Origin of the sequence: Rapidithrix thailandica, assembly GCF_039710355.1 — a bacterium.
Lineage (GTDB): Bacteria > Bacteroidota > Bacteroidia > Cytophagales > Flammeovirgaceae > Rapidithrix > Rapidithrix thailandica.
This window is the reverse complement of sequence record NZ_JBDKWZ010000004.1, coordinates 344,048-368,799: the sequence shown is the minus strand read 5'-3', so window position 1 is coordinate 368,799 and position 24,752 is coordinate 344,048. Positions and strand designations below refer to the sequence as shown.

Genomic DNA, 24,752 nt, shown 5'->3' with positions numbered 1-24,752 from the left:
TACGTTTTTTTTTAAAAAATTTAATGATGGGGTTACCCTCTCTCAAACTGTTCCTGTTTTCCGCATACTTGACGGAGTTGGACCGCATGAGAATGTGTGGCAGCCAATAGGAGTATAAGGGAAAGCGAGCTTACCCCCATTAATTTACGAAGCTTTTTGATGGCTTCATGAGAAGTATTGTAGACAGTTTTGTACTGTAGAGAGGTAATTTGAGAAATTTCTTCGTAATCATATCCTTCAAAAAACCGCAAACGGATAATTTCTTTTTGCCGTTCGGGAAGCTTATCCAAGGCCTTGGCAAGGCTTTGTTGTTGTTCATGGATACTTTGTGAATGAATCAAATATTCCTCATGATTCGCCACTAATTCCAGTTGTGGTGTGAGTAATTCTTCCAGCCCCCGTTTGCGATAGCTTTTTTTTAATGCGCCCAAGACCAGGTGGTTGAGATATTTCAACAAATACGCTTTGACATGAAGAACCGGATTTAATTGTTGATGGGTTTTCCACAATTGAGTGAACATTTCCTGAATACAATCTTTGGCAATTTCCCGGTCCAGGGAAATACGTAAGCCGTAATGGAATAAGTCCTGATAAAACAACTCATACAGCGCTACCAATGCCTGGCGGTTTCCTTTCCGTAATTCATCCCATAGCATTATGGTATTTTTCCTCATTGACTGATTCATATTTACCTATTCAAATTGCAATGAATTTGGAATATATAAATTTTATTGTTGGGTTGTATTATTTAAAGGGAAAAGTTTGAAAAGTAAGCATGTACGGTTAAGAGTGGGACATTTTCCGGGTCTAGAAGAAGACACCGCGCATTACCGCTTTTATTCACCACCTGATATCAGGTAAAATAGAACAGTCGAAAAGGCTCAAACCCTATTCGTTTTGATTCAGCCGATGGTCTTCAACTTTCTAACGCTTCCAAAATTTTCTCTGCTTCCCTTACCCCGGATAGTAAGGCCCCATGCACGGTGCCCCGGTACTCGCGGGAGGTATGCTCTCCGGCAAAAAAGAGTTTGTCGTCTACTTCCCTGGCCAGCCAGTCAAAGGCCCGGGTTTTGATTCCCTTGGTAGCAAAGGAATACGAGCCAAAGGTATTGGTGTCTGAATTCCAGCACGTCCTTTTAAAAGAGGCCGGAAGAGGGATGTCCTTTCCATAAATCATTTGGAGATGTGACATAATCGCTTCGACCAGGTCCTCGTCTTTCATCTGTTCCGTAGTGATACTGTATTGACCAAAAGCAAAGGTCATCAGGGCATTTGCTCCCGTAAAAGGAAGCATGTTCATAAAAAAGTTAAACTTGCCTTTGGCTTCCGGAGTATAGCCAATGTATTGCACGGCAGGGTCCCAAAAAGCTTTTTCCCATACCAATACAAATTTGTTCACCGTGCCCATTTCCAAAGCTTGGATAGCAGTTTGTTTTTTTTCCGGGAGAGCCGGTGTAAACTCAATCGCGTTTTGTTTCAGCACTCCCAAAGGCACCGCAACAATCACTTTAGCCGCCCGGTAGGTAGTCGACTCCGTAATGACAAGCACCTCTTCTTCGGCATAATAAATAGCCTTTACCCGCTCTTCCAAACGAATATCCAGTGATTGGGCCAGGTAATTTGCAAGCCGGTCGTATCCATTGGTGATGATCAGGTCTTTACCTTTAAATTCCTCATCATCGTAAAAGTACTTGCCTGAAAGCCGTTCGATATCCCCTCCGGTATCAAATTCCAGGTCGGCCGATAAAAAATACTGACAAAGCCGGTCGTCCACATACTCCGGAAACTCTTCAGCAAAAACCTCTTTTACACTTTGCTCCGGTTTGGCTTTTTTGCGGATCCGGTTCAAGACATACTCAAACTCTTCTTCTGCTGACGCCAAGTGATCCGCAGCATACGGAGAGCCATTCGCGTCATACACTGCCATCTTTTGATCGTCCGTCAGGAAAGTCTTGGCTCCGGCTACTCCGGCCAATTCCGTAACAGGATTGCCTTCCGGCCCGTGGATCCAACTGGCGCCTTCATCAAAGGCAAAACCCAAACTTCTGTCGGTACGGAGCCGCCCGCCTACTTTGCTACCGGCTTCCAGAGTCAGGGTACGGATGCCTGCTCTTTCCAATTCATAAGCCGCTGCCAATCCGGCAATGCCTGCTCCGATAATCAACACAGGAGCTTGGTGTTGAGTGCTACGTTCTTGGGACTTCACAAAAAGAGAGTTTAAGCGATTTCAAAGAAAAATATATCGTATTATGATATTACCCACCAGTTGGGCCAAAACTAAACAAACCCTTTGAAATACGGCAGTTTTCAGAGCTTAAATTCAATAAATCCGGTGACGTTTCAAGGCATTTATCACACTCCTTCGCTTGAATACGGCCACATTCCTTGTTTTACTCCTTTGTTTTCGCAACCGTCTCTCCGATATGCCCGGAAATCCCGTCTATCATAGCAGCCCAGTCGGCTTGATGGATTTCATGCCCGGCTCCTTTCAAATACAGTAATTTTGAGTGTTCGATTTCCTTATGCAAATACATGGCATGGGCAAAAGGTAATACGGGATCATCCGACCCATGAATGATCAAAACCGGTTGAGTGATGTCTTTGGCCCGGTCGTAATACTCTTCCCCACCGGTCAGCAATGCGTGGTTCAACATGCTTTGTATATTCGAGGCCCGGTCAAATTCCATTTCGGCCAAAATCCTGGCTTCTTTTTTAGGAAATGTACGTCCTTTCCCATTCATCAGCCGGGCTCCTTCCATTCGAAAATGGACCACCGCCTCTTTATCCGACCAATCCACTTCTGCACTTTTGGCAAAGTATTGATTCAAAGTTTCATTCATATAGGTAAGTCCCGGGTCACTGGCTCCATAAGAGGTCGTAGAAATTAAGGTCAAACTCAAGACCCGTTCCGGGGTTTGCAAAGCGGCTATCTCACTGAGGTACCCTCCCATGGACATGCCTACATAATGAGCCTTCTCCACTTTGCAGGCATCCAGTATTGCATAAGTATCCGCTACCAAATCCATTATCGTATAGTAAGACTCGCCCGGAGTATAGGACTGGGAGCGGCCCACATCCCGGCTATCGTAGCGAATGACAAAATACCCCCGTTCTGCCAACTGTTGACAAAAATCTGCCGGCCACCAAAGCATGGAAGCCATTGCTCCCATATTTAACAGAATGGCCGGATGTGATGGATCTCCAAAGGTTTCGATACATAATTTCACTCCGTTTGCCTGAAGGATTTGTTCCTTCCCGGTATTGGATTGAGCAAACACCCGGTGTCCAAAAAAGCTGATCAATATGCTTGCAAACAAGACTTTGCAAAACGTAAAAAATAAGGCTATGACTCGTTTCATCTTGTACTGTTTTATGTTTTCAAACAGCTACAAAGAACGAGAAGGGAATACATCCAAAATTGTAAATAATCGACACCCGTTAATTTTTAAAAATTTCCAGATCTTCGCTATTGGCCAAGTACGCTTTGGGGTGGTAACCGGAAAACTCTTTGAATTCATGAATAAAATGTGATTGGTCGTAATATCCGCAATCGTAAGCAATTTCAGTCAGTGATTTTTCTTGATGGAGGGATTGACACAAAGCGGTCTCAAAACGAATAATCCGGGCATACTTCTTAGGAGTAAACCCCGTGTATTCTTTGAACTTCCGTTCAAACTGCCTTTGGGACAGTGCATATTGCCCGGTAAATTCTTTTATATTCAAATTGCCCTGTTTTTGATTCAGGAGCATAATAGAGTTCATCACCTCATCATTATAACGGATACTGTTCTCTAACAAGCCTTCCAGAAAGCCGGTCATAATTTTCAAACGTTCACGGTTGTTTGTAGCCAATAGCATTTTTTCTTCTAACCTTCGGCTCTCATCGGATAAGAAATAATCCCATTCCATCACTTGATCGCTCAGGGCACTCGCCGGGATGGAGAATAGACGGGGAATTGCATGGGGAAACAGGTACACGCCAAACACCCCGGTACTTTCGGTGGCAATCAACTGGGTAAACCGCTGGGTTTGCCCTTGTACCCCCATGGTAAAAAGCGAATTGATTTTCCGGGAAGGCAAGAGTTCGTTGAACTTTCCTTTATACAGAAAAGTCAACTTAGGATACACCGAGGCAGTAGAAAGATGCGTATGCAAATCTCCCTTTGTCATATCACTTTCAAACACCCAAAAGTTTTTGACATATCCGGCCAGCTTGGCCGGTGGCGGGAAGGTGTAGTAGTTCATTTTTTTTACCATGCCAATTGTCGGTTAACTGCACATAACTTTTGCAAAGGTAAATAATTTGCCATAAGGCTGAATAATGAAAACCCGGTATTTACAAATAGGCCAGGAACCGTGTCAAACATTGCTCCTGACATGGCCCGACACAAGCCTCTCGCTTATTTTTTCACCTTTTGGGGCAAAAGCTCAACCTTTTGTTCGCCTTCTTGCAACAGGTAATACGCCAGGAACACCAGCGGTTCTTTTTCCGAAAAATTATCAAAATGGACGATGGGTGTAGCCGCAGGTTCGAAAAAGGCTTCCCCGGCTTTTAGGATTCTTTCAGGCTGCCCTTCTACCTGAAACCGCACCGTGCCCGATACCACATACCCTAATACCGGACAAGGATGCAGGTGCCGGGGGGCTTTTTGCCCGGCTTGAAAGGTGATTTTTTCCGTGTGAACATGAGAAACCGCCCTTTCTTTTAATCTTGTTGTCAATAATTCATTCCGGTGAATCCGACCTTGCGCTTGAGAAACACTCACCATTACGAAAAAGAAAAAAGCGGTAAACAAAGCTGTTTTGGAAACCTCTAAAGGCGTTTTTTGTGACTTCATTGTTTTTTAAAAGTTTTAATCTTTACCAATGATTTACCAAGAGTCAGCGATGCGATTCTGTTTATATCAAAAAAAATTCCGAGTAACTGATTATACAATAATAGAACCCATCATTAACATCAATTGGTAATGTACGAGACAAACCTAGAGAGAAACCCGGTGCTATTTCTTGATGTAGGTTAAGGCTTTTATCCGACTTAAGGATTCGGCTTTGATGCCCAGATAAGAAGCGATATGATATTGGGCAACACGCTGTTCGATGTCCGGATACATTTGTAATAGAAGTTCGTATCTTTCCTTCGCCGGGTCTTTGAGTAAAGAGCTTTCCCGCTTGCATTTTCTCATAAAAAACTGATCGGACAAGTATTTTCCAAACCTATACCAGTCGCTTGAGCTTTGCAGCAATTGTTGAAATTGCCAATAGGAAAGCGTATGCAACTGAGTATCGCTCAGGGCTTGAATAAATCCGTGGGTGGGAGTTTGAGACAAAAAACTGGTATAGGCACTCACCACCGTCCCCGGAAGGTAAAAATCTATATTAAACTCATCGGTGTCTTTGTAAATAAAAGACCGTAGTAGTCCGTCTTCCACAAATCCGAGAAAGGAACAAGTATTTCCATCCCGGATAAGGTATTCTTTTTTTTGCAACTGTACTGGCTTCAATAAGACTACCAATTGCTCATACCGTTCTTCCGGAAGCCCGGCTTGGTGGATGATCAGGTTTCTGATGGACTTCATCATTGATGAAAGGATTGAAGGTTGAAGGGTTGAAGGAAGGGAGAGTTGAAAGATTGGCGAATATACATCGTACGATGACGGTGAGTACCGGGAAAATGCTTTCTTTCCACTCAGTACATTAATGTTTACAAATCTTTGCTCAAACGGATCATATCGGTACACCGGATTCCGTGTTCATAAATTTCTTCCTCGTAGTGCCGGATAAAAAAGTCCTTATCGATTCCGGTGATTCTAAAACCGCACTTTTGATACAAAATCAAAGGGCCCACGCTGGTATTGGCAGTGCCGATTTCCAAGGTTTTGATATCATTCTGCTTGGCAAACGCAACGGCAAACTCCAGCATTTGTGTTCCGACTCCCTGGCCCTGAGCATCTTCCCGTACAGCAATATTGACGATTTCCATGGTTTCCGGATGGGTAGGCAACAAAACCATGACCCCGATAGCGTCTTGATTGTTCAAAGCCAAAAAACAGGTGCCGTTTTGCAAATAGTTATCCACTAATTTTTTAGAAGGGTCGGCAAGCAAAAGCAGCTCATACGGCACTTCGTCCTGTTCATTTATCTGCCGGATGGTCAATTCCATTTTTTTACAATTTAAAAGTAAATCGTTTTCACGAATTTACAACAAGAAAGCAATTGTTTCCCCTTTAACCCGGTAATCTTTTCGTAAAGCCTCTTCTTGAAAACTTCTTTCAACCCGAACTACTAACAAACTGAGCATATACTTTCTTCTTCTCAAGGCAACTGTTTTCTTAAATTTTATCAAAAAAGCTCCTCCCTACAAATACCCAAAGACTTTGTAGGGAGGAGCGGCTAATTGGTTTTAATCAGTGTTTACCGTGAATTCCGTTTACTGCCCTTGCCCGAAAGCCGGAGCGTTTTGATCGTACCAGATGCGTTCGGCATTCAAGTCTTGTACATCTTGCGAACGAGGGGTAAAGCCCTGTTCGTTCATGGCACTCTCCCAGTTGGTACGGTTAACTTCTCCCGGATCGTCCAGCCAAAACCTCCTCGGGACCATTTCATTAAATTCCTCCCGGGGAAAATAACTGGAATTGGATTTGGGATAGCCCGTTCTGCGGCAAAAGACAAAGCCTTCGTTCGGTTGACGGAGAAAATGAAGATGCGCCTGGATATAAATCCGTTCCAAATCATTACTTCCGTCCAAGGCTACCTCCGGGTGGTTTTGGTACGCTTCAATCAACGCCTGCCCGTCACCACTAAAAGCCGTAGTTGCCTCAGCGGTTTCGGCAATGCGATTCATGGTCCGGATGGAAGAAGCGATCCCTTGCTTGTACCAATCTTCCGCAGAGCCCTTGGTATCGACTCCGCCAGCATATCCTTTGGCAATAAATTCGGCGATGTAAAAACATGTTTCCGCATAGGAAGCGACCACATCCATAAAAACACCCGTGGCCCCGTCCATTTTCGGAGAAAAGAACTTGCGGTTGAGAGCCGAAATCAGAAAGTACCGGTTGGTTCCCACCACCAACGGATTACTTAAAAATGTAGCTTTGTCCGGTTCCACCGTCCAGTCCGCCGGGCCGCCCTGGTAGTAGATCAAGGGATCATCCGGGTCGATAAAATCCGGGAGGCTCACTCCGTTGGCATCCAGACTGTCCTGATACGCTCCGACTAAGTCGTTTTGTTCAAAATAAATTGCCAAACGGGGGTCTTCCGTATCTTTCATAAAGTTCACCATCGCTTGCACTCCGAAACGGGTACTCCGGTAATTGATATCCCCCCCGGTGCCAAAGGGCGTGTATGTATCATTCGTATACATCATTTGTGCTTCGTCACTGTCAATAGGCCCGGTGGCATCTTGCATCACACTTTGAAAAATGCTGGCCGCCTGGTTAGCATCCTGGTTTTCCAAACGCACGGCAATGCGTAGTTTCAAAGTGTTGGCCAACTTTACCCAATTCGTCCAGTCACTTTGGTAATACATATCGGCATTACCATAGCTTTCTTGCTGGGAAGCATCCGTAGTTGACAAGACCTGAATGGCTTGATCCAACTGGCTCAACCACGTGGAAAAGAGTAAATCCTGTGTATCGTATTTCGGGTCAAATTTCACTTCGTAGCGTCCAAGTCCCGCCTCCGAATAAGGCATAGAGCCATTCATATCGGTAACCTTTATTGCCTGAAGTACCTGAAGAATATAGGTCACCATTTTCATATTCTGATAGTTTTCACTATCACCCCGCTCATCAATTTGCCTTCGGATTTCTTCCAGATTCGGCAACATATTGCTATAAAATGCCGCATACCTACGGTTCACATTGCCGGAGAGTTCATAGGGACTGGCCGTGGCATGCTGGGTATAACGCATCAAATGTTCCATACTTTCCCATACCCATTCGGTACCCTGATACGTCATCAGTTCGTTCTCAGCATAGGTTAATAAAAAGCGTACGTCCGGTTCGGTTACTATGCTGGGGTCGGTATTGATATCGTCAAAATTCCTCGTACATCCGGTGCAGAACAGAAGAAAAATGAGCGGTATATAGAGATATTTAAAGATCGATTTCATAAGAGAGTATTTTGAGTGAACAGCAGGTTAAAACTGGAATTTCAAAGAGGCCCCAAACGAACGGGTCATTGGCAAAAAGCCTTCTTCCCCGGAAAAAGCCGTATTGTTCGAGTTGTTAGAAGCCGGGTTGAAATTGTAAGGCAGTGAATTATAAATGTAAAACAAGTCACGGCCGATCAGTGATAAACTCATCCCTTGCAATCCCAAAGGCTTGATCAGTTTGCTTGGGAAGCGGTAACTAAGGGTAATTTCCCTCATAGACACCCAAGTACTTTCAAAAATCCAGTAATCCGAAACGCCCGTAGAAGACGAACCGTAGCGGTAGTAAAACTGAGGTGCGTGGGTAGGTTCTACCAAGCCGGCATCATACGCCTGTTGATAGGTCATGCCCCCTACGTCAGCCTGGCTGCCATCCGGCAGGGTCACCATTTGCCCTTGCCGGAACACCCCTTCCGGAATTATCCCATCGTCATACGTTTGCCCATCATAGGCACTGGTCCAGCTAATGCCTCCGTATTCGGCATCGCGCCCGTGCAAGGTGTTGGGCAATACCCCTGTGTGTGTTCCGTAGCGGTAAGATAGCAGAACAAAGTCACCCCCTACTTTCGCATCAATCAAGAATCCCAAGGAGAAGTTTTTGTACTTGATCGTATTGCTCCATCCCGAACGGAAATTGGCATTGATGTCCCCTACGTCTTTGATTTCATTGCTACGGGCCGGAAAGGCTGCCCGGGCATCCGCTCTCCAATTCAATTCCGGCAACCCGTTGTTCGGGTGCTCAATGGGGTTTCCGCTTTCGTCCGTTGCCTGAAACCGGGTGGCATGGATGGATGAACGCAAGATCCCATAGGACTTGCCCACTACCGCCCAAGTGCTGATTTCCCCGATGTTTGCTCCCAGGTTGTATTCTTCCCTTCCCGTATACAGGTCTTTGATCAGGTTTTTATTATGCGAATATGTCAAAGTAGAATTCCATTCAAAGTCCTTCGTGCGGATAGGGGTAAAGTCCAAAGCCACTTCAATTCCCCGGTTTTGGATATCTCCTGCATTGATCAGAATCGCATTTACTCCTGACTCTCTGGGAGACGGAATATCCAGAATCTGGTTCTTTGTATTGTCTTGATAAAAACTCACATCTACGCCCAAGCGGTCATTCAGAAATGACATTTCCAAACCGATTTCTTTGGCAATTTTCCGCTCCGGTTTGATATTCGGTTGTAACACCCGGCTATCGCTAAAGGTAGACAAAGGCAATTGACTTCCGTTGATCGAGGCAAAGCCTTCAAAGCCAAAACCGGGGTTCAGGCTAAAGGGGCTGGTATCGCGACCCAAGGCGGCAATATTACTTCTCAGTTTACCATAGTTAATCCAGGAAGGTAATTCGAATGTTTCGGTGAATACCCAAGACAAGCTGGCTGCCGGATAGTTGAAGAAGTTATTTCCGGAACCGTCCGAATAAGTCAAGGCAGAAGACCAGTCACCCCGCCAGGAAACCATTAAAAAGAGTTGGTCCCTATAGGCCAAGTCCACGCTACCGTACAGGGAATTGATAGTTCTACGGCTTCGGATTCCCCCTTCGGAAAGTTGCGGATTGACAGAGTTGGCCAGGAAGAAGTTTCCGGGATAATTGAGCCCTCCCTGAGTTTCGCTGTAATTGTACGTTTCCAAGGTTCGTTGGGTCTCTGCTCCGATATACCCACTGATATCCCAGCTCTCGTTTAAAATTTTATTGACCATCAACATTCCCTTCAAAAAGCGGTTTTTCTTGGTAGAATGGCCAATTCCGTATTTTCCCCCGGTAAAGTCAAGGTTTTGTCCCAACTCTTCCGTTTCGTTTTCTTTATATACATTGTTGAAGTTTCCTTCTACCCTTACTTTGGCCCAGTCGTTTAATTTGGCGGTCAAGGCCAGCCGCCCCCGTACGGTTTGCTCATTCTGCGTATAATTATTATTGAACAAAGCAAACCAAAAGCGGGATTCCGGTGCTTTATTGGGTTCGTCCGGGTTGGCCGGATTCGGAGCCCCGCCCAATACACTGGTGTACTTTGAGCGTTGCATCCAATAGTCGGTATCGTAGTTCCGGGGAAGCACCCAACTGAACAGTTTTCCAAAGTTAAAAGAGGCAAAAGCATCCAATCCCCCTAAGCGTGGTGGGTTTTTTCCTTCGAAGGTGGTGTAATCCACACTGGCATCCACTTCCAGGTAATCCGTGAGATCGTGGGTCGCCCGGAGGTTAAACCCGTTTTTAGAGAAATCGTTGTTATGCACCACTCCTTCTCCTTCGTTGTGGGAATAAGACAGACGAAAAGTCGACTTGTCCGTACCGCCGGCCACAGCCACGTTGGTATTGGAACCCCAACCAGTACGGAAGGCGTCCAGGAAGTTATCCGGCTGAGGGAGGTAACGGGTAGGTGTGCCATCGTAATTCAACACCTCTTGCCCTTCCATACGAGGCCCCCAGTTTTCCAATTCCCGGTTGATTTGATGGTCGATATACGGTTGTCCGGTACCGGGGTCAGTGGGAAACACCTTGGTGCGCCAGGCTTCATCGGCCTGATAATTCGGGTCTCTCCGGTCGGTAAAAAAAGCCCCTACCGTACCCCCTCCGAATACGTTTTGAAATTCAGGTCCGGAATACGGGTCGTATACGGTAACGTTTTGCGATACTGTCACTCCGATCCCCTGATTTTTCTTTCCTTTCTTAGTGGTGATCAGAATCACTCCGTTGATTGCCCGGGAGCCGTACAAAGCCGCAGCAGCCGAACCTTTCAAAACGGAAACACTTTCGAAGTCTTCCATATTCAGGTTTTTCAGGTCGTTCCCAAAGTCACGGCCCCGCCCTTCAAAGATTTCATTGTCCAGAATCACCCCGTCAATCACAAAAATCGGTTGGTTGTTTTTACTCAGAGTGGAGTTTCCCCGGATCAGGATTTTGGAAGACCCGAACATTCCTCCTCCCCCTTGATCAATTTGTACCCCGGCTACCCGGCCTTGCAAGGCATTGATCGGGTTGACTTCATTACTTTGTGCCAATTCGGCCCCTTTCACCTCCGTAACGGAATACCCCAGGTTTTTCTTTTCCTTTTCAATACCCAAAGCCGTCACCACCACCTGTTCCAGCACCAAATCCGGACTCATGGTGACATCGATACGGGTTTGTTCCCCTACGGATACTTCCTGTCGCTGATAGCCTACAAAAGAGAAAATCAACGTAACCTCCGCATTCGGAACCGCAATCCGGTACGATCCGGCTTCGTCCGTCACCGTTCCCCTTGTCGTCCCTTTCAACAAAATATTTACCCCACTGAGCGGCTCTGCGTTTTCGTCCAGTACCGTACCGGAAATAGTCATTTCCTGACTTACGGGAATATCCACGAGCGAAGCTTTTTGCAAACCGGTCTGCTTGTTTACAAAAATATTTTTATTAATCCTTTTGAACCTCAGTTTATAATCTTTGGATAACTGCCGGAGGATCGTAGCCATGGATTTGTTTTCAAACTTCAAATTCACATGACCTCGATGGTGTAAATAGCTATCGTTATACACAAAGCTAAAACTGGTTTTTTGAGCAATATAACTGAAAGCCTCTTCCAGACGGGAATCCTTCAAATCCAGGGAGATATAAATATCTTCCAGGCTTTCGTTCTGGGCTTTTCCATCTTTGGCAATCAACAGACTACAGAGCAGTCCCTGTATCACCAATCCATAAAAAGTATACTTTGACATAGCATATACTTGTCGTAAAAGTTTCAACTTCATATTTTTATAAAGTTTTGGTGAATAAATATGTCATCATTACAGTGAAAGGAGTGCATAATCACTGTTTACTATCGGCTGCCAACTGATCAGAAAAACAAAAGATATGCACTTCGCGGGCCGGTTGTTCTGAAAGAATGACCGGCTTTTTTACGCTTAGCTACTGTCCATGGCTGTGTTGTATTTTAGATTTGAACAATGGATATTTTCCAGCAAGCAGCGTGGCCTCCACAGATGGTTTACTTCGGAGATACCCGGACTTTTTTTCCTTCTATTTCAAATTGAAAATCAGAAGAAAAGCCCAAACCCTCCAGAACAAACTCCAAACTGCTGTTTTGAAATTCACCTGACCAGTTGCCTACCGGGGTTAACTGAGGAGCCAATACGAATTCTACTCCGTACCAACGCTCCAGTTTGTACAGTACTTCTTCAAAGGAGTTTTTTGAAAACAACAGAATGTCGTTTTTCCAGGCAATCACTTGTTGTATATCCACAGGCCTTTTGGTAAGCAACTTCCCGGCCCCACCGGCTATCGCCATTTCTGATGGCAACACCAAGAGGGACTGAGGATGATCACCCGGGTTTTTCACAGTGTTATACACGGCCACTTTTCCCGTGGCCACCGTCACATTTACCTGCCTTTGTTCGGGATATGCCCGTAGATTAAAGGACGTTCCTAATACCCGGGTGTCCACCCCTTTGGCATGGACCACAAAAGGCCTTGCCGTGTCTCTTTCCACTTCGAAAAAGGCTTCGCCTTCCAGGTACACTTCCCGCAAATGCGCATCGAAATACTTTGGAAAAGAAATTTTACTTTCCGAATTCAACTTGATCCTTGTGCCATCAGTCAAGATAAGACTTACCTTTTTGCCTTTAGGAATTATTTTAGTCACCAACTCCCTTACTTCAGGGTCCGGCAGGATATTTTCCCGTTGGTGTATCCACCAACTACCCAAGCCCACCGTCACCAGTAGGGCGACCGAGGCAACCCACCTCAACCAGGTATACACCTTGGCGGGTTGATGCAAAGCCGGGCGGACCCACCGCCGCTCGGATTTTTTCAATACTTGTTCCAGTACTTGCAGGTACAACTCTTCCGGAGGCTCGTGTACGTGGGCATATTCTACGGCATTAATAATCTCCTTTGCCTTGTAAACCAGTGCTACTTTTTCGGGGTGTTTGCTGAGCCACGACTCCCAAAAAAACGACTGCTCGGGAGTCGGGTTTTGTACCCACTTGACGAACAATTCGTCTTTTAGAAAATCTTCCAGTGCATAATCAATGTAGTCCATCGTAGTTGAGTATATAATTGACAAAAAGGTGATTTTTCAACCTATACCTGACCTGCCCAATACAGCAAAGGAAGAAACCGGTTGCCCCCTTTTACCTTACGAAAGACCGGAAGCAGGCAAATGCCCTCAAGGATTTTCAAAAAATTTTAAAAATATTTTTTTATCAGGAGAAAATCAGCCCGTAAAGAGCCAAAAGAAAAGCATTGCCAAGCCTGCCAACAGGCTACAGTACAACAGCATTTCCTGTTTGAGTTTATCGATGCTCCGGTAAATTAACGTCCGGGCATATTTTACTTTGGAGAGGTTCATGACGGAGGCAATTTCTTCGTAAGAAAGGCCCTCGTAGTAGTAATATAAGAGTGCTTCTTTTTGCCGCTTGGTCAGTTTGTTAAAGGCCGCTTCCAGTTGCTTTTTGTTTTCGGCTGTACTTTGCCGGTTGATCATCATGACCTCCGGTGATAAGGCGATTTCAAAATCATATGTACTTTCCAAATGGCCGGAAAAGATAAAGCGGTTCTTTTTGGAGAGGGCCCGCACGATTTTCCGGCGGAGAGAGCGGTACAAATAAAACTTGATGGAAGAGGTAGGGCCTAAATTCTGGCGGTTGCGCCTAAGTTCGATAAATAACTCCTGAATGGCATCTTTGACCAGTTCACTGTCTTTGGTAAACTGATGCCCATACTGATAGAGGATGGTAAAATAGTGTTTGTAGATATAGTTAAAGGCCATTTCCGAACCGGCTCTGAACTCTTTCCAGATGACCGCATCCTGTTTTCCGGAGGCAAAAGCCGCTAAGGCTTCCGGTTGAGGCTCCAGCGTAGAAGTGTTCGTTTTTTTAAGGAGTTCCATAGGTAATTAGTTGTAAAATGTCGGTAGCAAACAGGCATGTGAAGGTGATTATTGAGGTTGGTTGTTGCAATTGGCAATCTTAAAGTTAAGGGGAAAAAGGAATAAAACAAATTTTAGCATCAAGAAGGGCAAAGTCCGGAACTTGTGACAAAAGATATAAACAAATGCCGGAGGAGATATATTCTTCTATTAAAAAGAAAGGGTTGCTCATTTGGGAAGCATCACCCAAACTTCTCTTTCATTTATTCAAAAATTTCAACGCACTCTAAATCCTTTTTATTTATTTTCATCCGTAGATTGTCAATCTCCTATTTCAGACCTAATGATCCCTTACAAATGAAAACAAATTGCTACCACCAGGTTTCCCAAAAACAGTATTTCCTTGAAACCAAGAAACACCCGTCTATCGCAAAGGATGTACAACGCTTTCAAAATTGGTTAAGCTCAGGAAATGAAACGGATTTTCAAGTTTATATAGGGGATATCGGGCAAGATACGAAAATAGCATTTGAAGCCCGGAATCTTTTAATTGTGGGGAATGTCAACGCTGTTTGGCTTGACGCATGCAACCCAAAACCTTATGGGGATGGAGGGAGCCTTTTTATCACAGGCAATGTGACCTGTGATTATTTCAATGGATATTATGGGAAAGTCATCATCATCGGAGGGCATTTGACCGTACGGGCAATTCTTAACAATGCTTTTCAAGATTCCAGTTTAATCATCAATGGCAACCTGGAAACCGAATTCTTTCATGGACAGGATATCTGGGCAGAAGTTCGCGAGAAGATAACCTTAACCTACGGCATCGGCTACTGTTTACCTCACAGCTATACGGATGCCCAAAAGCAATCCGTGTTACCCACCTACGATACAGCCACTTCCCGGGAATACCTCGGGATAGCAGAAGAGACAGAAGAATCCCCAGAGGTACAAGTACAAATGCTTATCTCAGCAAGAAACCCATAAAAAGACCTACCTCCCTGGGCATTTGCTTCTTCGTCCCCGTTCCCCATAGATTTGTAAACAGAAGCAAGCTGCGGCATTCCACTCTGGTGCGATTAAAGGTGAATTCCCTGAACTGGAAATAGAAACTATTGAATTATTTCAATTCCACTCTGGTGCGATTAAAGGAAAACGCGTATCGGAGAGAAGAAACTGGTACCTCATTTCAATTCCACTCTGGTGCGATTAAAGGTAACTTCTTCTGAAAGTTTACCAATCTTCTCTAACATTTCAATTCCACTCTGGTGCGATTAAAGGGGCATCCGTTTTGGCCTCAAAGATGCCTTTTCCAAATTTCAATTCCACTCTGGTGCGATTAAAGGGTCGCTAAGAGCTTTTCAATCCGTTTTTTTATTTGATTTCAATTCCACTCTGGTGCGATTAAAGGGGCATCCGTTTTGGCCTCAAAGATGCCTTTTCCAAATTTCAATTCCACTCTGGTGCGATTAAAGGGTCGCTAAGAGCTTTTCAATCCGTTTTTTTATTTGATTTCAATTCCACTCTGGTGCGATTAAAGGTTTGTGTTGGGAAGCTTAGTTGGAGCAGCTTTATTATTTCAATTCCACTCTGGTGCGATTAAAGGTTTTCCCTTTCTTCCGGAGGCAAAGGTGATTACACTCATTTCAATTCCACTCTGGTGCGATTAAAGGTCGATTTGTCAAGAGAATACATCGCCCAGATTCCTCATTTCAATTCCACTCTGGTGCGATTAAAGGTATATTTGCCTTTAACTAATCCCTCCCTCCATAAAGATTTCAATTCCACTCTGGTGCGATTAAAGGATATTCAAACAACCGGGGTAGTTATGGCCGTAATTCATTTCAATTCCACTCTGGTGCGATTAAAGGCCGCGAAGGCCGCAAGTAAAATCATGGGTAATTTAATTTCAATTCCACTCTGGTGCGATTAAAGGTGTATGGGCGCACCCTCGGAGAGTTCGGAATTCTCTATTTCAATTCCACTCTGGTGCGATTAAAGGTTGGCATCGACAAGCGGCTTCACTTTCATGTTGGGATTTCAATTCCACTCTGGTGCGATTAAAGGTTGTTTGAGGCACTCGCCTTTTTGCAAGTTGAAATTGAATTTCAATTCCACTCTGGTGCGATTAAAGGAAGCTTCCTCCATGCTAATCCCCATTTGTTTACTCAATTTCAATTCCACTCTGGTGCGATTAAAGGTAGTCTTACTTCCTCGGGTTCCTCCCCGTTGTCCCATTTCAATTCCACTCTGGTGCGATTAAAGGCATTGCCTTGTAGTAATTTCCGGATTTTCTTAAATCATTTCAATTCCACTCTGGTGCGATTAAAGGCCCTGATTGATGTCCAGAGCAGCAAGTCTTTTGATTATTTCAATTCCACTCTGGTGCGATTAAAGGTTAGTTACATCCTTCAAAGTGCTTGGATTGACAATCATTTCAATTCCACTCTGGTGCGATTAAAGGGGATATGGGGTTAAGCTTTTTGCAACAAGATGCCGAATTTCAATTCCACTCTGGTGCGATTAAAGGAAGCTTGTTTCGGTTACTCCAACAGTGCTTTACAAGATTTCAATTCCACTCTGGTGCGATTAAAGGTTATACCTGTTTTGTGTTGGCATGGAGGGAGAGTTTATTTCAATTCCACTCTGGTGCGATTAAAGGACCTTGGAGGCATGGGTTAAAATTCAAGAGTCCATTCCAATTTCAATTCCACTCTGGTGCGATTAAAGGGTCGTGTTTCATGCTAATCTTTTTTATAGAAAGGTGATTTCAATTCCACTCTGGTGCGATTAAAGGATCTGGTAAGAACTTTGCAACCACTCGCCTGATGAAATTTCAATTCCACTCTGGTGCGATTAAAGGAAAATCATCCGTTATAGAAACCCGGTAGGTACCGCATTTCAATTCCACTCTGGTGCGATTAAAGGGGAGTCTCCCCTTTCAACAAAGCATCCATCTGCCCAATTTCAATTCCACTCTGGTGCGATTAAAGGCCCGTAACAATCAGTTCGATGGTACCGTCCGCTACGCCATTTCAATTCCACTCTGGTGCGATTAAAGGGGCCGAATTCATTCCCCGCACATCCCGGTCGGCCAATTTCAATTCCACTCTGGTGCGATTAAAGGCGGAAACAAGGCATAGTTAACCACAGGATAAATGATTTCAATTCCACTCTGGTGCGATTAAAGGCCAGCGCTTCAATTTCAACAAGCCGTTGGGCATCGCTATTTCAATTCCACTCTGGTGCGATTAAAGGCCTGGACTAAATTAAGAGGATCAATCCAACAAACCACATTTCAATTCCACTCTGGTGCGATTAAAGGCGTGTTAGAGAGCTAATATTTACAGACAGGATAGATATTTCAATTCCACTCTGGTGCGATTAAAGGTTGTTTTCATAGCCCCTAAAGCCCCTTGGTACCCTAATTTCAATTCCACTCTGGTGCGATTAAAGGGCCCGTTCGGTTCATTCTCATCATATATCTGTATAATTTCAATTCCACTCTGGTGCGATTAAAGGTCTATCTCTACTTGAAACTGAATAGTCTTCTGTAAGATTTCAATTCCACTCTGGTGCGATTAAAGGTTGATATGTTCGCCTGTACCGCCCCCTGATCAAAAGATTTCAATTCCACTCTGGTGCGATTAAAGGGGATAGCCATCATACTATTGTAAGTGTTTAGAGTTTCATTTCAATTCCACTCTGGTGCGATTAAAGGTCAATACCGTTGTGCCTATCGTGTTCGGCGTAAGTAATTTCAATTCCACTCTGGTGCGATTAAAGGTTAGCCTCAAAAGCAGAGTTTACCAGTTGTACTTCTATTTCAATTCCACTCTGGTGCGATTAAAGGATTCCATAAAGCAAGTATTCTATTTGGACCTTACTCATTTCAATTCCACTCTGGTGCGATTAAAGGGGTTCGAGTTATCTCCTCGCTCTCCTCATAGATCAATTTCAATTCCACTCTGGTGCGATTAAAGGCGCCCTATTCAAATTAATGGAGCACTATCTGGTAAAATTTCAATTCCACTCTGGTGCGATTAAAGGTGGCCCCGTCCAGCCTGGCGGGTGTATGCGTGTGCCATTTCAATTCCACTCTGGTGCGATTAAAGGTTTTGAAGGTAGGGCAAGATGGCAAAATCAATAATATTTCAATTCCACTCTGGTGCGATTAAAGGTCGACCAGTTGCCTTTGGTACTCGACTGCCGAGTAAATTTCAATTCCACTCTGGTGCGATTAAAGGCAACCAGGGCTTATTTAACCTCGAACCTGAACATATTTCAATTCCACTCTGGTGCGATTAAAGGTCGACCAGTTGCCTTTGGTACTCGACTGCCGAGTAAATTTCAATTCCACTCTGGTGCGATTAAAGGTTAACACACCGAACCAATCTTCTTCAAGCGCTTCATTTCAATTCCACTCTGGTGCGATTAAAGGGTAACCTTATACATGAACTCACTACCTGAATTCAAATTTCAATTCCACTCTGGTGCGATTAAAGGGTAGTGATGATGTAAAATTTGGATTAATAGAGGTTGATTTCAATTCCACTCTGGTGCGATTAAAGGTTCGTTGGCGCCCTGCCGGATGGCCGCACAATCTTCATTTCAATTCCACTCTGGTGCGATTAAAGGTTTACTTAACTGTTTAAAGGTCTTAAGAAGTAAGTCCATTTCAATTCCACTCTGGTGCGATTAAAGGGCCGTTATGGGCATTCAGCCTATGAGGCGAAATAAGAATTTCAATTCCACTCTGGTGCGATTAAAGGAAAGTGGCCAAAATTTGTATGTCTCGCCACTCAAGATTTCAATTCCACTCTGGTGCGATTAAAGGCTGTCGGAATCTATCGTTATTTGCTGTGTATCGTCATTTCAATTCCACTCTGGTGCGATTAAAGGAAGTTTGCTACTTTCCTAGATCAGAAATTTGAAGATATTTCAATTCCACTCTGGTGCGATTAAAGGATTTTTAGTGAGTTCTTTCGCGACATAATCAGCTATATTTCAATTCCACTCTGGTGCGATTAAAGGTGAACAATTTTGAGGTGTCCTATTCGGCCAAACGGGATTTCAATTCCACTCTGGTGCGATTAAAGGGAGGTTTGGCAAACCCCAACAGCCCGGCGCAATTAAATTTCAATTCCACTCTGGTGCGATTAAAGGCCTTTTGCGTTCAAATGTGAGCACCCGAATCTATATTATTTCAATTCCACTCTGGTGCGATTAAAGGGGGTGGAGGGCTTCTATATTCGCTGTGTCACCTGAATTTCAATTCCACTCTGGTGCGATTAAAGGGATATTTAATATCACCTATAATATGTTGGATCGATTATTTCAATTCCACTCTGGTGCGATTAAAGGTATCGTTATTTGCTGTGTATCGTCCGGTAAAATAAATTTCAATTCCACTCTGGTGCGATTAAAGGAATCGCCGACCCCCGGAATTCCTTGGGTAATCACACATTTCAATTCCACTCTGGTGCGATTAAAGGGCCAGAGGGGAGCAATTTTTTGGGTTAGATTTTGGTATTTCAATTCCACTCTGGTGCGATTAAAGGAAGAAGGCACAATCATGTGCCACACCATTGTGGGAAATTTCAATTCCACTCTGGTGCGATTAAAGGGGTATGAATGAGATCTTACCCTCCGGATCGTGCATTATTTCAATTCCACTCTGGTGCGATTAAAGGTTAACGTCGTGGTGTTAGGGGTGTGCCTTATTCTAGATTTCAATTCCACTCTGGTGCGATTAAAGGATCTATCCCCTCGTCAAAATTTATGTAAAAAGAGTAATTTCAATTCCACTCTGGTGCGATTAAAGGTGAAAAAAATCACGCCCTTGGATCAAGTCGAATCACATTTCAATTCCACTCTGGTGCGATTAAAGGCTATTTGAGATGAATGATAGATGTAAATAGTAAGATATTTCAATTCCACTCTGGTGCGATTAAAGGCTTGCTTCAATAATGTTAAGCTCAGTGCCATCCAAATTTCAATTCCACTCTGGTGCGATTAAAGGTAGCCTCCGTGTCGGATTTGAATATATTCCCTGTAAATTTCAATTCCACTCTGGTGCGATTAAAGGTCCTACCGTACTAGGTCGCATCGAGAAGATAATAGATTTCAATTCCACTCTGGTGCGATTAAAGGAAGACCAGTTTCTTTTTATGTCTTCTGCGATGTGGCATTTCAATTCCACTCTGGTGCGATTAAAGGAAGGTGTCGCTGATTTTCTGCCATGATCCTTTTTTATTTCAATTCCACTCTGGTGCGATTAAAGGCCGTAGGCCGACAAACAAAAATCCGGTATTAAAGGCTTTTTTCCAAGGTTTTTTCTAAAGATTTTGAACGCAAGGTTGTCGACCGCTAATTCTATGTTTTTCCCAGGGCTACGACAACCCGCTTTTTGAGCTGATTTGGCGGTTTCGGTATAATATCAAACGGATCGCTTTTCGATTCTCCAGCCTCCTCACGGGGATCGACAACTTTTACAAAAAATTATCCGTGCTGCTGCGTTCCTGACCAATGATTTCTTTGTCTAGCCAGCGCTCGTCCCGACTCTTGAAAATAATCAAGCTGTCTTCCTCTTCCTTCATTATACCCCTGGCTTTGACTACCAGTTCCTTTAGCTTTACTTCGGTAATCTCTCCCTCAAACACCGAATTCTGTATCCAATGTAAATACTTCCGGCAAAGTTTCAACATCTTCCCGACTCGCTTTTCTCCGATATCATACACTAAAATTATGTACATATTTGAATATAGTGAGCTAGTGAATGAGTGATTTATTTAGCGTTTTTCCTGGCTGTTGCCATGACTGCAAGGATTTCTGTTACCTCTTGTTTAATAACGGTCAATTCATTTGTCGAAATAATTTTAGCCTCCTCTAATAACTCAAGCCAAAATAACGTTTCGTCTGCTTCTTCTACTACAATGGATAATTTACTGAAGAACTCACGCTTGGATCTAGCCCGACATGTCGCCCTAAAATTAGCTGCCACAGAGGTAGCCGAACGAAGTAGTTGCCTACCGATCAACTTAGCCTCTTCTTTTTGGGGCAGCTTTCGGTAGACCTCAATGATGTCTAATGCCATTCTTTTTGTTCTTCCTCTAAAAACCTCATTAAAACTTGATTTTTCAGGCATAACCTCTATTTTTTATACCTAATTATAATTAATAAATTTAACACTTATCAATCACAATTTCATCCATTCACAACATCATTATTTACCACCACATCTTAAAGGGCTTATATTCTTCCAGGCCCATGATATGTTTGGCGAGTTTGTAGCATTCCAGCTTGACCAGGTGTTTGTAGGAAACGCTCCGGCCGAGGGAACGGTGTTTGATGGTTTCGTTCAGGCGTTCGTCCCAGGCTTTTAAGAAGGCTTTTCTTCCTTTTTCTTTTAAGAGAATTTTGTTCAGTTTTTCTTCAAAATCGCTTGCTTTCAGGATTTTTTTGTTCAACACTTTAAAAATCGTCCGGTCTACCAACAAAGGTTTAAAGACTTCGGCCAGGTCCAAGGCCAGGGAATACCTCCGGGTACCGGGTTCGTGTAGAAAACTGATGGTCGGATTGAGCTGAGTATGGTAGATCATGTCCAGACAAAGGGTGTAACACAGCATATTGCCAAAGGATATCAGGGCGTTGACTTCATTGGCCGGGGGCTGTTTGCTTCGGCCATTCATTTCAAAATCTGTTACGATTTCATCAAATGCTTCGTAATACACCTGCCGGATATTGCCTTCGATGCCCATCAGTTCGGGCACTTCTTTAAACGCCTCAATCCCCTGAGAGTACTGTTCGATCAGTTGGATTTGGGGGTAAATATCTTTGCCCCGGTTATCGTAGTATTTCAGGTTTTTGAGCATGTTGAAAGCCGCACCTTCAATCAACTTACGGGCGATCACGATTCTTTTTTCCGGGTTGAGGTAGTGGTTCGTCTGGTCGATTTGCATCTTGCCGGCCAAAAGGTATTCTTTGGCCATAAAAGAGCCCGTATAATGCTCATAATAATCGAAAAAATGTACATTCACCAGGTTTTTACCCAGAAAGTTGTACAGAGCGCTGTTGGTATCCAAACTCCCGAAAACATACAAGTTATTTACCCCTTCCACCGGAATATGACGGGCTTGCCCTTCATTCCCCTCCTCGTCCACGGGGGTAAATTTTAAGGTATTGTCTCTCCGGCTCAAGCGACCGGGATTGAATAGGTAATAGGATTTTTTCATGGGATTGCTATGAAGAAATGGATTTTTCTTTATTCTTTTCATGGTAACTCTTGAAGGGGTCGGAAGCCCTCAAGAGTTCGTATTGCTGTGGCAAGAAAGATGTATTTCCCCTCCTTGCCTTTTATGATCTTAAAAATCATTCGGTCCAGCAAAACTCAAAATAACTGCAACTGCGGCAAAACGTTTTTTTAGGCAAGCGGTCAGGACATTTTTCCTGGGAAAGGAGAGTTTTTATATTTGCCAAGGTTTGTGTCAGTGTTTCCTCGTCCTCTTCCTCCAAAGAAACTGTTTCGGTTTTCCGTAATTTGGGATATTCCAAGCGACCAATGGCCCCTTCAATCCCCTGTTGTTGCAAAAGATACAGATAGTATTTCACCTGCCAACGGTGGGCCTCCTCCATCTTGTCCGACTTTTTGATTTCGTGTACGACTTTATTTTTGGCATCGTAAAAGTCAATTTTTGCCCCTGGCAGTTCAACTTCGGTAAACTTCTCCGGCCGCTGCGGATAGCTGCTTTCATGAATGAGTTTGCCTTCGTACACGGTTTCGGAGGTGTGTTCCATCTGGATTCCCTTGTCGAAAAGCCATAACTTGCGCAAGCATACGAAGTAATAAGTGAGATGAGTGGCGGTGATCATAAGTTTTGGTTGAATTCTTCATCGCAATTCTTGAAGGGTTTGAAACCCTTCAAGAATTATTGATGGTAAAAAAATTATTGGTATTCCATTTCCAAGGCCAAGTGTTCTGCCGGTTTGGACTGATGATACTTTTTATACTCTTCCTTTCCTCCAAACCAGTCCAGCACTTCTTCGCGCTGAAGTCTGGTAGGTTTATCGGCTAAGCAAGTTTGATAGGAACTGAATTCCCATTCCTCCATCGTTTTGGCAAAGCCGTGATGCACGGGGTTGTAGTGAATATAGTGGACTAAATGGGTATAATAGGCGGTGTTATCAACTTCCTTGCGCTTGGTGTTCGACTGAAAAAGATTGCCTTTGCGATTTTGTTGCCGGTTCAGGGCCTGGGTATAGCCGTTTAAAAAATCGGCCCATTGTTTTGTCACGACTTTGTGGGCATCGGTCTTTAACTCTTGAAGCGTTCGGAACGCTTCAAGAGTTGTGACTTCGAATACGGTTTTTAATTTCTCCGCAAACCGTTCTTTGTAAAAAGCCAGCAACTCCCCTTCCCTCCTTACCTGCACCAAAAAGTGGAAGTGGTTGGGCATCAAACAATAGGCAAAGGTAGTTACCACCGGAAACAGGTACTCTGTGTACTTGTGTAGAAAATACCCGTAATTGCCCTCATTGCAAAACAAATTTTCCGAACCATTGGCGTGGTTGTACACATGGTAGAGGACTTCTGGTTGGAAGGATGGTTGCATCATTTGTTTCGTTTAAAACCCTTCAAGAGTTTTGAGCTCTTGAAGGGTAAAAAATAAACTATTGTACTGTAGCTCCTTGATTCTCATAATCAAAAGCCTTCATTAGCCCTATAAGATGCTCTTCAGCCTTGTCTAAAGCATCGGCACTCCCCACCGATCCCACTACATAGCTCGAAGCAAGAGGGGTAATAAATAAGTTGGACTTAGTAGTTTCATCAATTTTAGGTGTAGCTTGTGGTCTTTCCGTATCTTCACGCAAGTCCCCCCGGATGGCATAGGCTATTTGGTTGGCATTGTCGCTAATGGCTAAAGCTACCGTTTCCATTAAACTAAATGTACGGGCTTGATTAGAAGTTACCCTCCAATTAATCAAGGCACTAGCGAGTTTTTTGATAATTTTTTCTCTTTTTTCTTTTGGACAGATCAAACATTTACCAAAAATATTCTTCCCCTCAACCCAATCTTCTGCCCTTAGCTTTTCTTCTACCTCAGGAAATAGCTCTGGCTCTAGTTTATTGGTAGAGACACAAAACAACGTTCTCAAATCAATAGCAATATCATATACAAAAAGGCCGGTAGCACGGGTTTGATCTTGGATAAAAGCACGATTCGGCAAACTTCTTTTATTGGAAGTCAACCATTCTGACAATTCTTCATCACTCAATTGTGCACCTCTTTTTTTCCCATCTAACCAATAGACATTTACTTGATGGTGTTCCGGATGAGAAGTTCTGTCAAAACTTAAGTTTTCCGTTGGGTATTCAATTCCACCAAGTAGTGGATGCAAGGGGCGCATTGCAGAAATAGAAAGAGGGCTTCTCCGCTTTACAGTCATATTACCACTTTCGGCTTTCATGTACCCCCCCAGAAGTTGGTCAGCAAAAGTCGGATCACAGGGGGAATGAGGCTCCTTCTGGCTTGCCTTATTTTCCTTTTTATCTATTTCCCAATTAAAAGTAATGGCCGCAAAAGGTAAGTTTAAAGCTTCAATAATAGACCGTTTCACTTGCTGACCACTTGAATAGGCCATTTTTCTACCAAACTGTGGATCCGTAAAATATTTTTGTCCATCATTCACACCAAAAACCGTATGTTGGGCATGCCGGAGCCCTCGTAAATAAATATAAGGAGAGTTATTCATCATTAATATTT

The 24,752-nt window shown here is 43.8% G+C and carries 18 protein-coding genes and 1 CRISPR repeat array; of the genes, 1 reads left to right on the top strand and 17 read right to left on the bottom strand.

Going from position 1 to position 24,752, the window contains the following annotated elements:
• Positions 1-32: 32 nt before the first annotated feature.
• The 11 genes from AAG747_RS09130 to AAG747_RS09080 form a co-directional block, all read right to left on the bottom strand.
• Entirely contained in the window at positions 33-674 is a 642-nt protein-coding gene (locus AAG747_RS09130) for an RNA polymerase sigma factor (protein WP_346820854.1), read from the bottom strand.
• A gap of 242 nt (positions 675-916) precedes the next feature.
• Complete coding sequence (locus AAG747_RS09125) at positions 917-2,206, bottom strand: flavin monoamine oxidase family protein (protein WP_346820853.1); 1,290 nt, start codon at positions 2,204-2,206, stop codon at positions 917-919.
• 184 nt (positions 2,207-2,390) lie between these two features.
• Positions 2,391-3,359, bottom strand: coding sequence for an alpha/beta fold hydrolase (locus AAG747_RS09120; RefSeq protein WP_346820852.1), 969 nt, complete (start codon positions 3,357-3,359; stop codon positions 2,391-2,393).
• Between the two features lie 79 nt (positions 3,360-3,438).
• On the bottom strand, positions 3,439-4,257 hold the full coding sequence (locus AAG747_RS09115) for a helix-turn-helix domain-containing protein (protein WP_346820851.1): 819 nt from the start codon (positions 4,255-4,257) through the stop codon (positions 3,439-3,441).
• Positions 4,258-4,400: 143 nt separating this feature from the next.
• Complete coding sequence (locus tag AAG747_RS09110) at positions 4,401-4,838, bottom strand: cupin domain-containing protein (protein WP_346820850.1); 438 nt, start codon at positions 4,836-4,838, stop codon at positions 4,401-4,403.
• 162 nt (positions 4,839-5,000) lie between these two features.
• Positions 5,001-5,579, bottom strand: a complete 579-nt coding sequence (locus AAG747_RS09105; RefSeq protein ID WP_346820849.1) for a Crp/Fnr family transcriptional regulator — start codon at positions 5,577-5,579, stop codon at positions 5,001-5,003.
• A 122-nt stretch (positions 5,580-5,701) separates the two neighbouring features.
• A complete protein-coding gene (locus tag AAG747_RS09100; protein ID WP_346820848.1) occupies positions 5,702-6,160 on the bottom strand; it encodes a GNAT family N-acetyltransferase in 459 nt (152 codons plus the stop codon).
• Between the two features lie 267 nt (positions 6,161-6,427).
• Entirely contained in the window at positions 6,428-8,110 is a 1,683-nt protein-coding gene (locus AAG747_RS09095) for a SusD/RagB family nutrient-binding outer membrane lipoprotein (RefSeq protein WP_346820847.1), read from the bottom strand.
• 27 nt (positions 8,111-8,137) lie between these two features.
• The gene (locus AAG747_RS09090; protein WP_346820846.1) at positions 8,138-11,869 is read right to left on the bottom strand and encodes a SusC/RagA family TonB-linked outer membrane protein; all 3,732 of its coding nucleotides are present in this window, start codon (positions 11,867-11,869) and stop codon (positions 8,138-8,140) included.
• 236 nt (positions 11,870-12,105) lie between these two features.
• Positions 12,106-13,158 (bottom strand): FecR family protein, encoded by a 1,053-nt coding sequence (locus AAG747_RS09085; RefSeq protein WP_346820845.1) that lies wholly within the window; start codon positions 13,156-13,158, stop codon positions 12,106-12,108.
• A gap of 174 nt (positions 13,159-13,332) precedes the next feature.
• Positions 13,333-14,007, bottom strand: a complete 675-nt coding sequence (locus tag AAG747_RS09080; protein ID WP_346820844.1) for an RNA polymerase sigma factor — start codon at positions 14,005-14,007, stop codon at positions 13,333-13,335.
• Between the two features lie 336 nt (positions 14,008-14,343).
• Between AAG747_RS09080 and AAG747_RS09075 the strand changes: the two genes are divergently transcribed.
• Complete coding sequence (locus AAG747_RS09075; protein ID WP_346820843.1) at positions 14,344-14,976, top strand: hypothetical protein; 633 nt, start codon at positions 14,344-14,346, stop codon at positions 14,974-14,976.
• Positions 14,977-15,045: 69 nt separating this feature from the next.
• Positions 15,046-20,273: a CRISPR direct-repeat array (repeat unit 30 nt; unit sequence ATTTCAATTCCACTCTGGTGCGATTAAAGG).
• A gap of 207 nt (positions 20,274-20,480) precedes the next feature.
• Here AAG747_RS09075 and cas2 read toward each other — a convergent pair.
• The 6 genes from cas2 to AAG747_RS09045 form a co-directional block, all read right to left on the bottom strand.
• Entirely contained in the window at positions 20,481-20,744 is a 264-nt protein-coding gene (cas2, locus tag AAG747_RS09070) for a CRISPR-associated endonuclease Cas2 (protein ID WP_346820842.1), read from the bottom strand.
• 32 nt (positions 20,745-20,776) lie between these two features.
• Positions 20,777-21,136 carry a four helix bundle protein gene (locus AAG747_RS09065; RefSeq protein WP_346820841.1) on the bottom strand — a complete coding sequence of 120 codons (360 nt, stop codon included), beginning with the start codon at positions 21,134-21,136 and terminating at the stop codon, positions 20,777-20,779.
• 82 nt (positions 21,137-21,218) lie between these two features.
• Positions 21,219-22,223, bottom strand: coding sequence for a type I-B CRISPR-associated endonuclease Cas1b (gene cas1b / locus AAG747_RS09060; RefSeq protein WP_346820840.1), 1,005 nt, complete (start codon positions 22,221-22,223; stop codon positions 21,219-21,221).
• Positions 22,224-22,359: 136 nt separating this feature from the next.
• Positions 22,360-22,860 (bottom strand): CRISPR-associated protein Cas4, encoded by a 501-nt coding sequence (cas4, locus tag AAG747_RS09055; protein ID WP_346820839.1) that lies wholly within the window; start codon positions 22,858-22,860, stop codon positions 22,360-22,362.
• Between the two features lie 74 nt (positions 22,861-22,934).
• The gene (locus AAG747_RS09050; protein ID WP_346820838.1) at positions 22,935-23,603 is read right to left on the bottom strand and encodes a hypothetical protein; all 669 of its coding nucleotides are present in this window, start codon (positions 23,601-23,603) and stop codon (positions 22,935-22,937) included.
• 55 nt (positions 23,604-23,658) lie between these two features.
• On the bottom strand, positions 23,659-24,744 hold the full coding sequence (locus AAG747_RS09045) for a CRISPR-associated protein Cas7 (protein WP_346820837.1): 1,086 nt from the start codon (positions 24,742-24,744) through the stop codon (positions 23,659-23,661).
• Positions 24,745-24,752: the final 8 nt, after the last annotated feature.

Coding starts and splice junctions, on each gene's coding strand:
- AAG747_RS09130 (WP_346820854.1), bottom strand. CDS start 674: ATGAGGAAAAATACCATAATGCTATGGGATGAATTACGGAAAGGAAAC.
- AAG747_RS09120 (WP_346820852.1), bottom strand. CDS start 3,359: ATGAAACGAGTCATAGCCTTATTTTTTACGTTTTGCAAAGTCTTGTTT.
- AAG747_RS09115 (WP_346820851.1), bottom strand. CDS start 4,257: ATGGTAAAAAAAATGAACTACTACACCTTCCCGCCACCGGCCAAGCTG.
- AAG747_RS09110 (WP_346820850.1), bottom strand. CDS start 4,838: ATGAAGTCACAAAAAACGCCTTTAGAGGTTTCCAAAACAGCTTTGTTT.
- AAG747_RS09105 (WP_346820849.1), bottom strand. CDS start 5,579: ATGATGAAGTCCATCAGAAACCTGATCATCCACCAAGCCGGGCTTCCG.
- AAG747_RS09100 (WP_346820848.1), bottom strand. CDS start 6,160: ATGGAATTGACCATCCGGCAGATAAATGAACAGGACGAAGTGCCGTAT.
- AAG747_RS09095 (WP_346820847.1), bottom strand. CDS start 8,110: ATGAAATCGATCTTTAAATATCTCTATATACCGCTCATTTTTCTTCTG.
- AAG747_RS09090 (WP_346820846.1), bottom strand. CDS start 11,869: ATGAAGTTGAAACTTTTACGACAAGTATATGCTATGTCAAAGTATACT.
- AAG747_RS09085 (WP_346820845.1), bottom strand. CDS start 13,158: ATGGACTACATTGATTATGCACTGGAAGATTTTCTAAAAGACGAATTG.
- AAG747_RS09080 (WP_346820844.1), bottom strand. CDS start 14,007: ATGGAACTCCTTAAAAAAACGAACACTTCTACGCTGGAGCCTCAACCG.
- AAG747_RS09075 (WP_346820843.1), top strand. CDS start 14,344: ATGAAAACAAATTGCTACCACCAGGTTTCCCAAAAACAGTATTTCCTT.
- cas2 (WP_346820842.1), bottom strand. CDS start 20,744: ATGTACATAATTTTAGTGTATGATATCGGAGAAAAGCGAGTCGGGAAG.
- AAG747_RS09065 (WP_346820841.1), bottom strand. CDS start 21,136: ATGCCTGAAAAATCAAGTTTTAATGAGGTTTTTAGAGGAAGAACAAAA.
- cas1b (WP_346820840.1), bottom strand. CDS start 22,223: ATGAAAAAATCCTATTACCTATTCAATCCCGGTCGCTTGAGCCGGAGA.
- cas4 (WP_346820839.1), bottom strand. CDS start 22,860: ATGATCACCGCCACTCATCTCACTTATTACTTCGTATGCTTGCGCAAG.
- AAG747_RS09050 (WP_346820838.1), bottom strand. CDS start 23,603: ATGATGCAACCATCCTTCCAACCAGAAGTCCTCTACCATGTGTACAAC.
- AAG747_RS09045 (WP_346820837.1), bottom strand. CDS start 24,744: ATGATGAATAACTCTCCTTATATTTATTTACGAGGGCTCCGGCATGCC.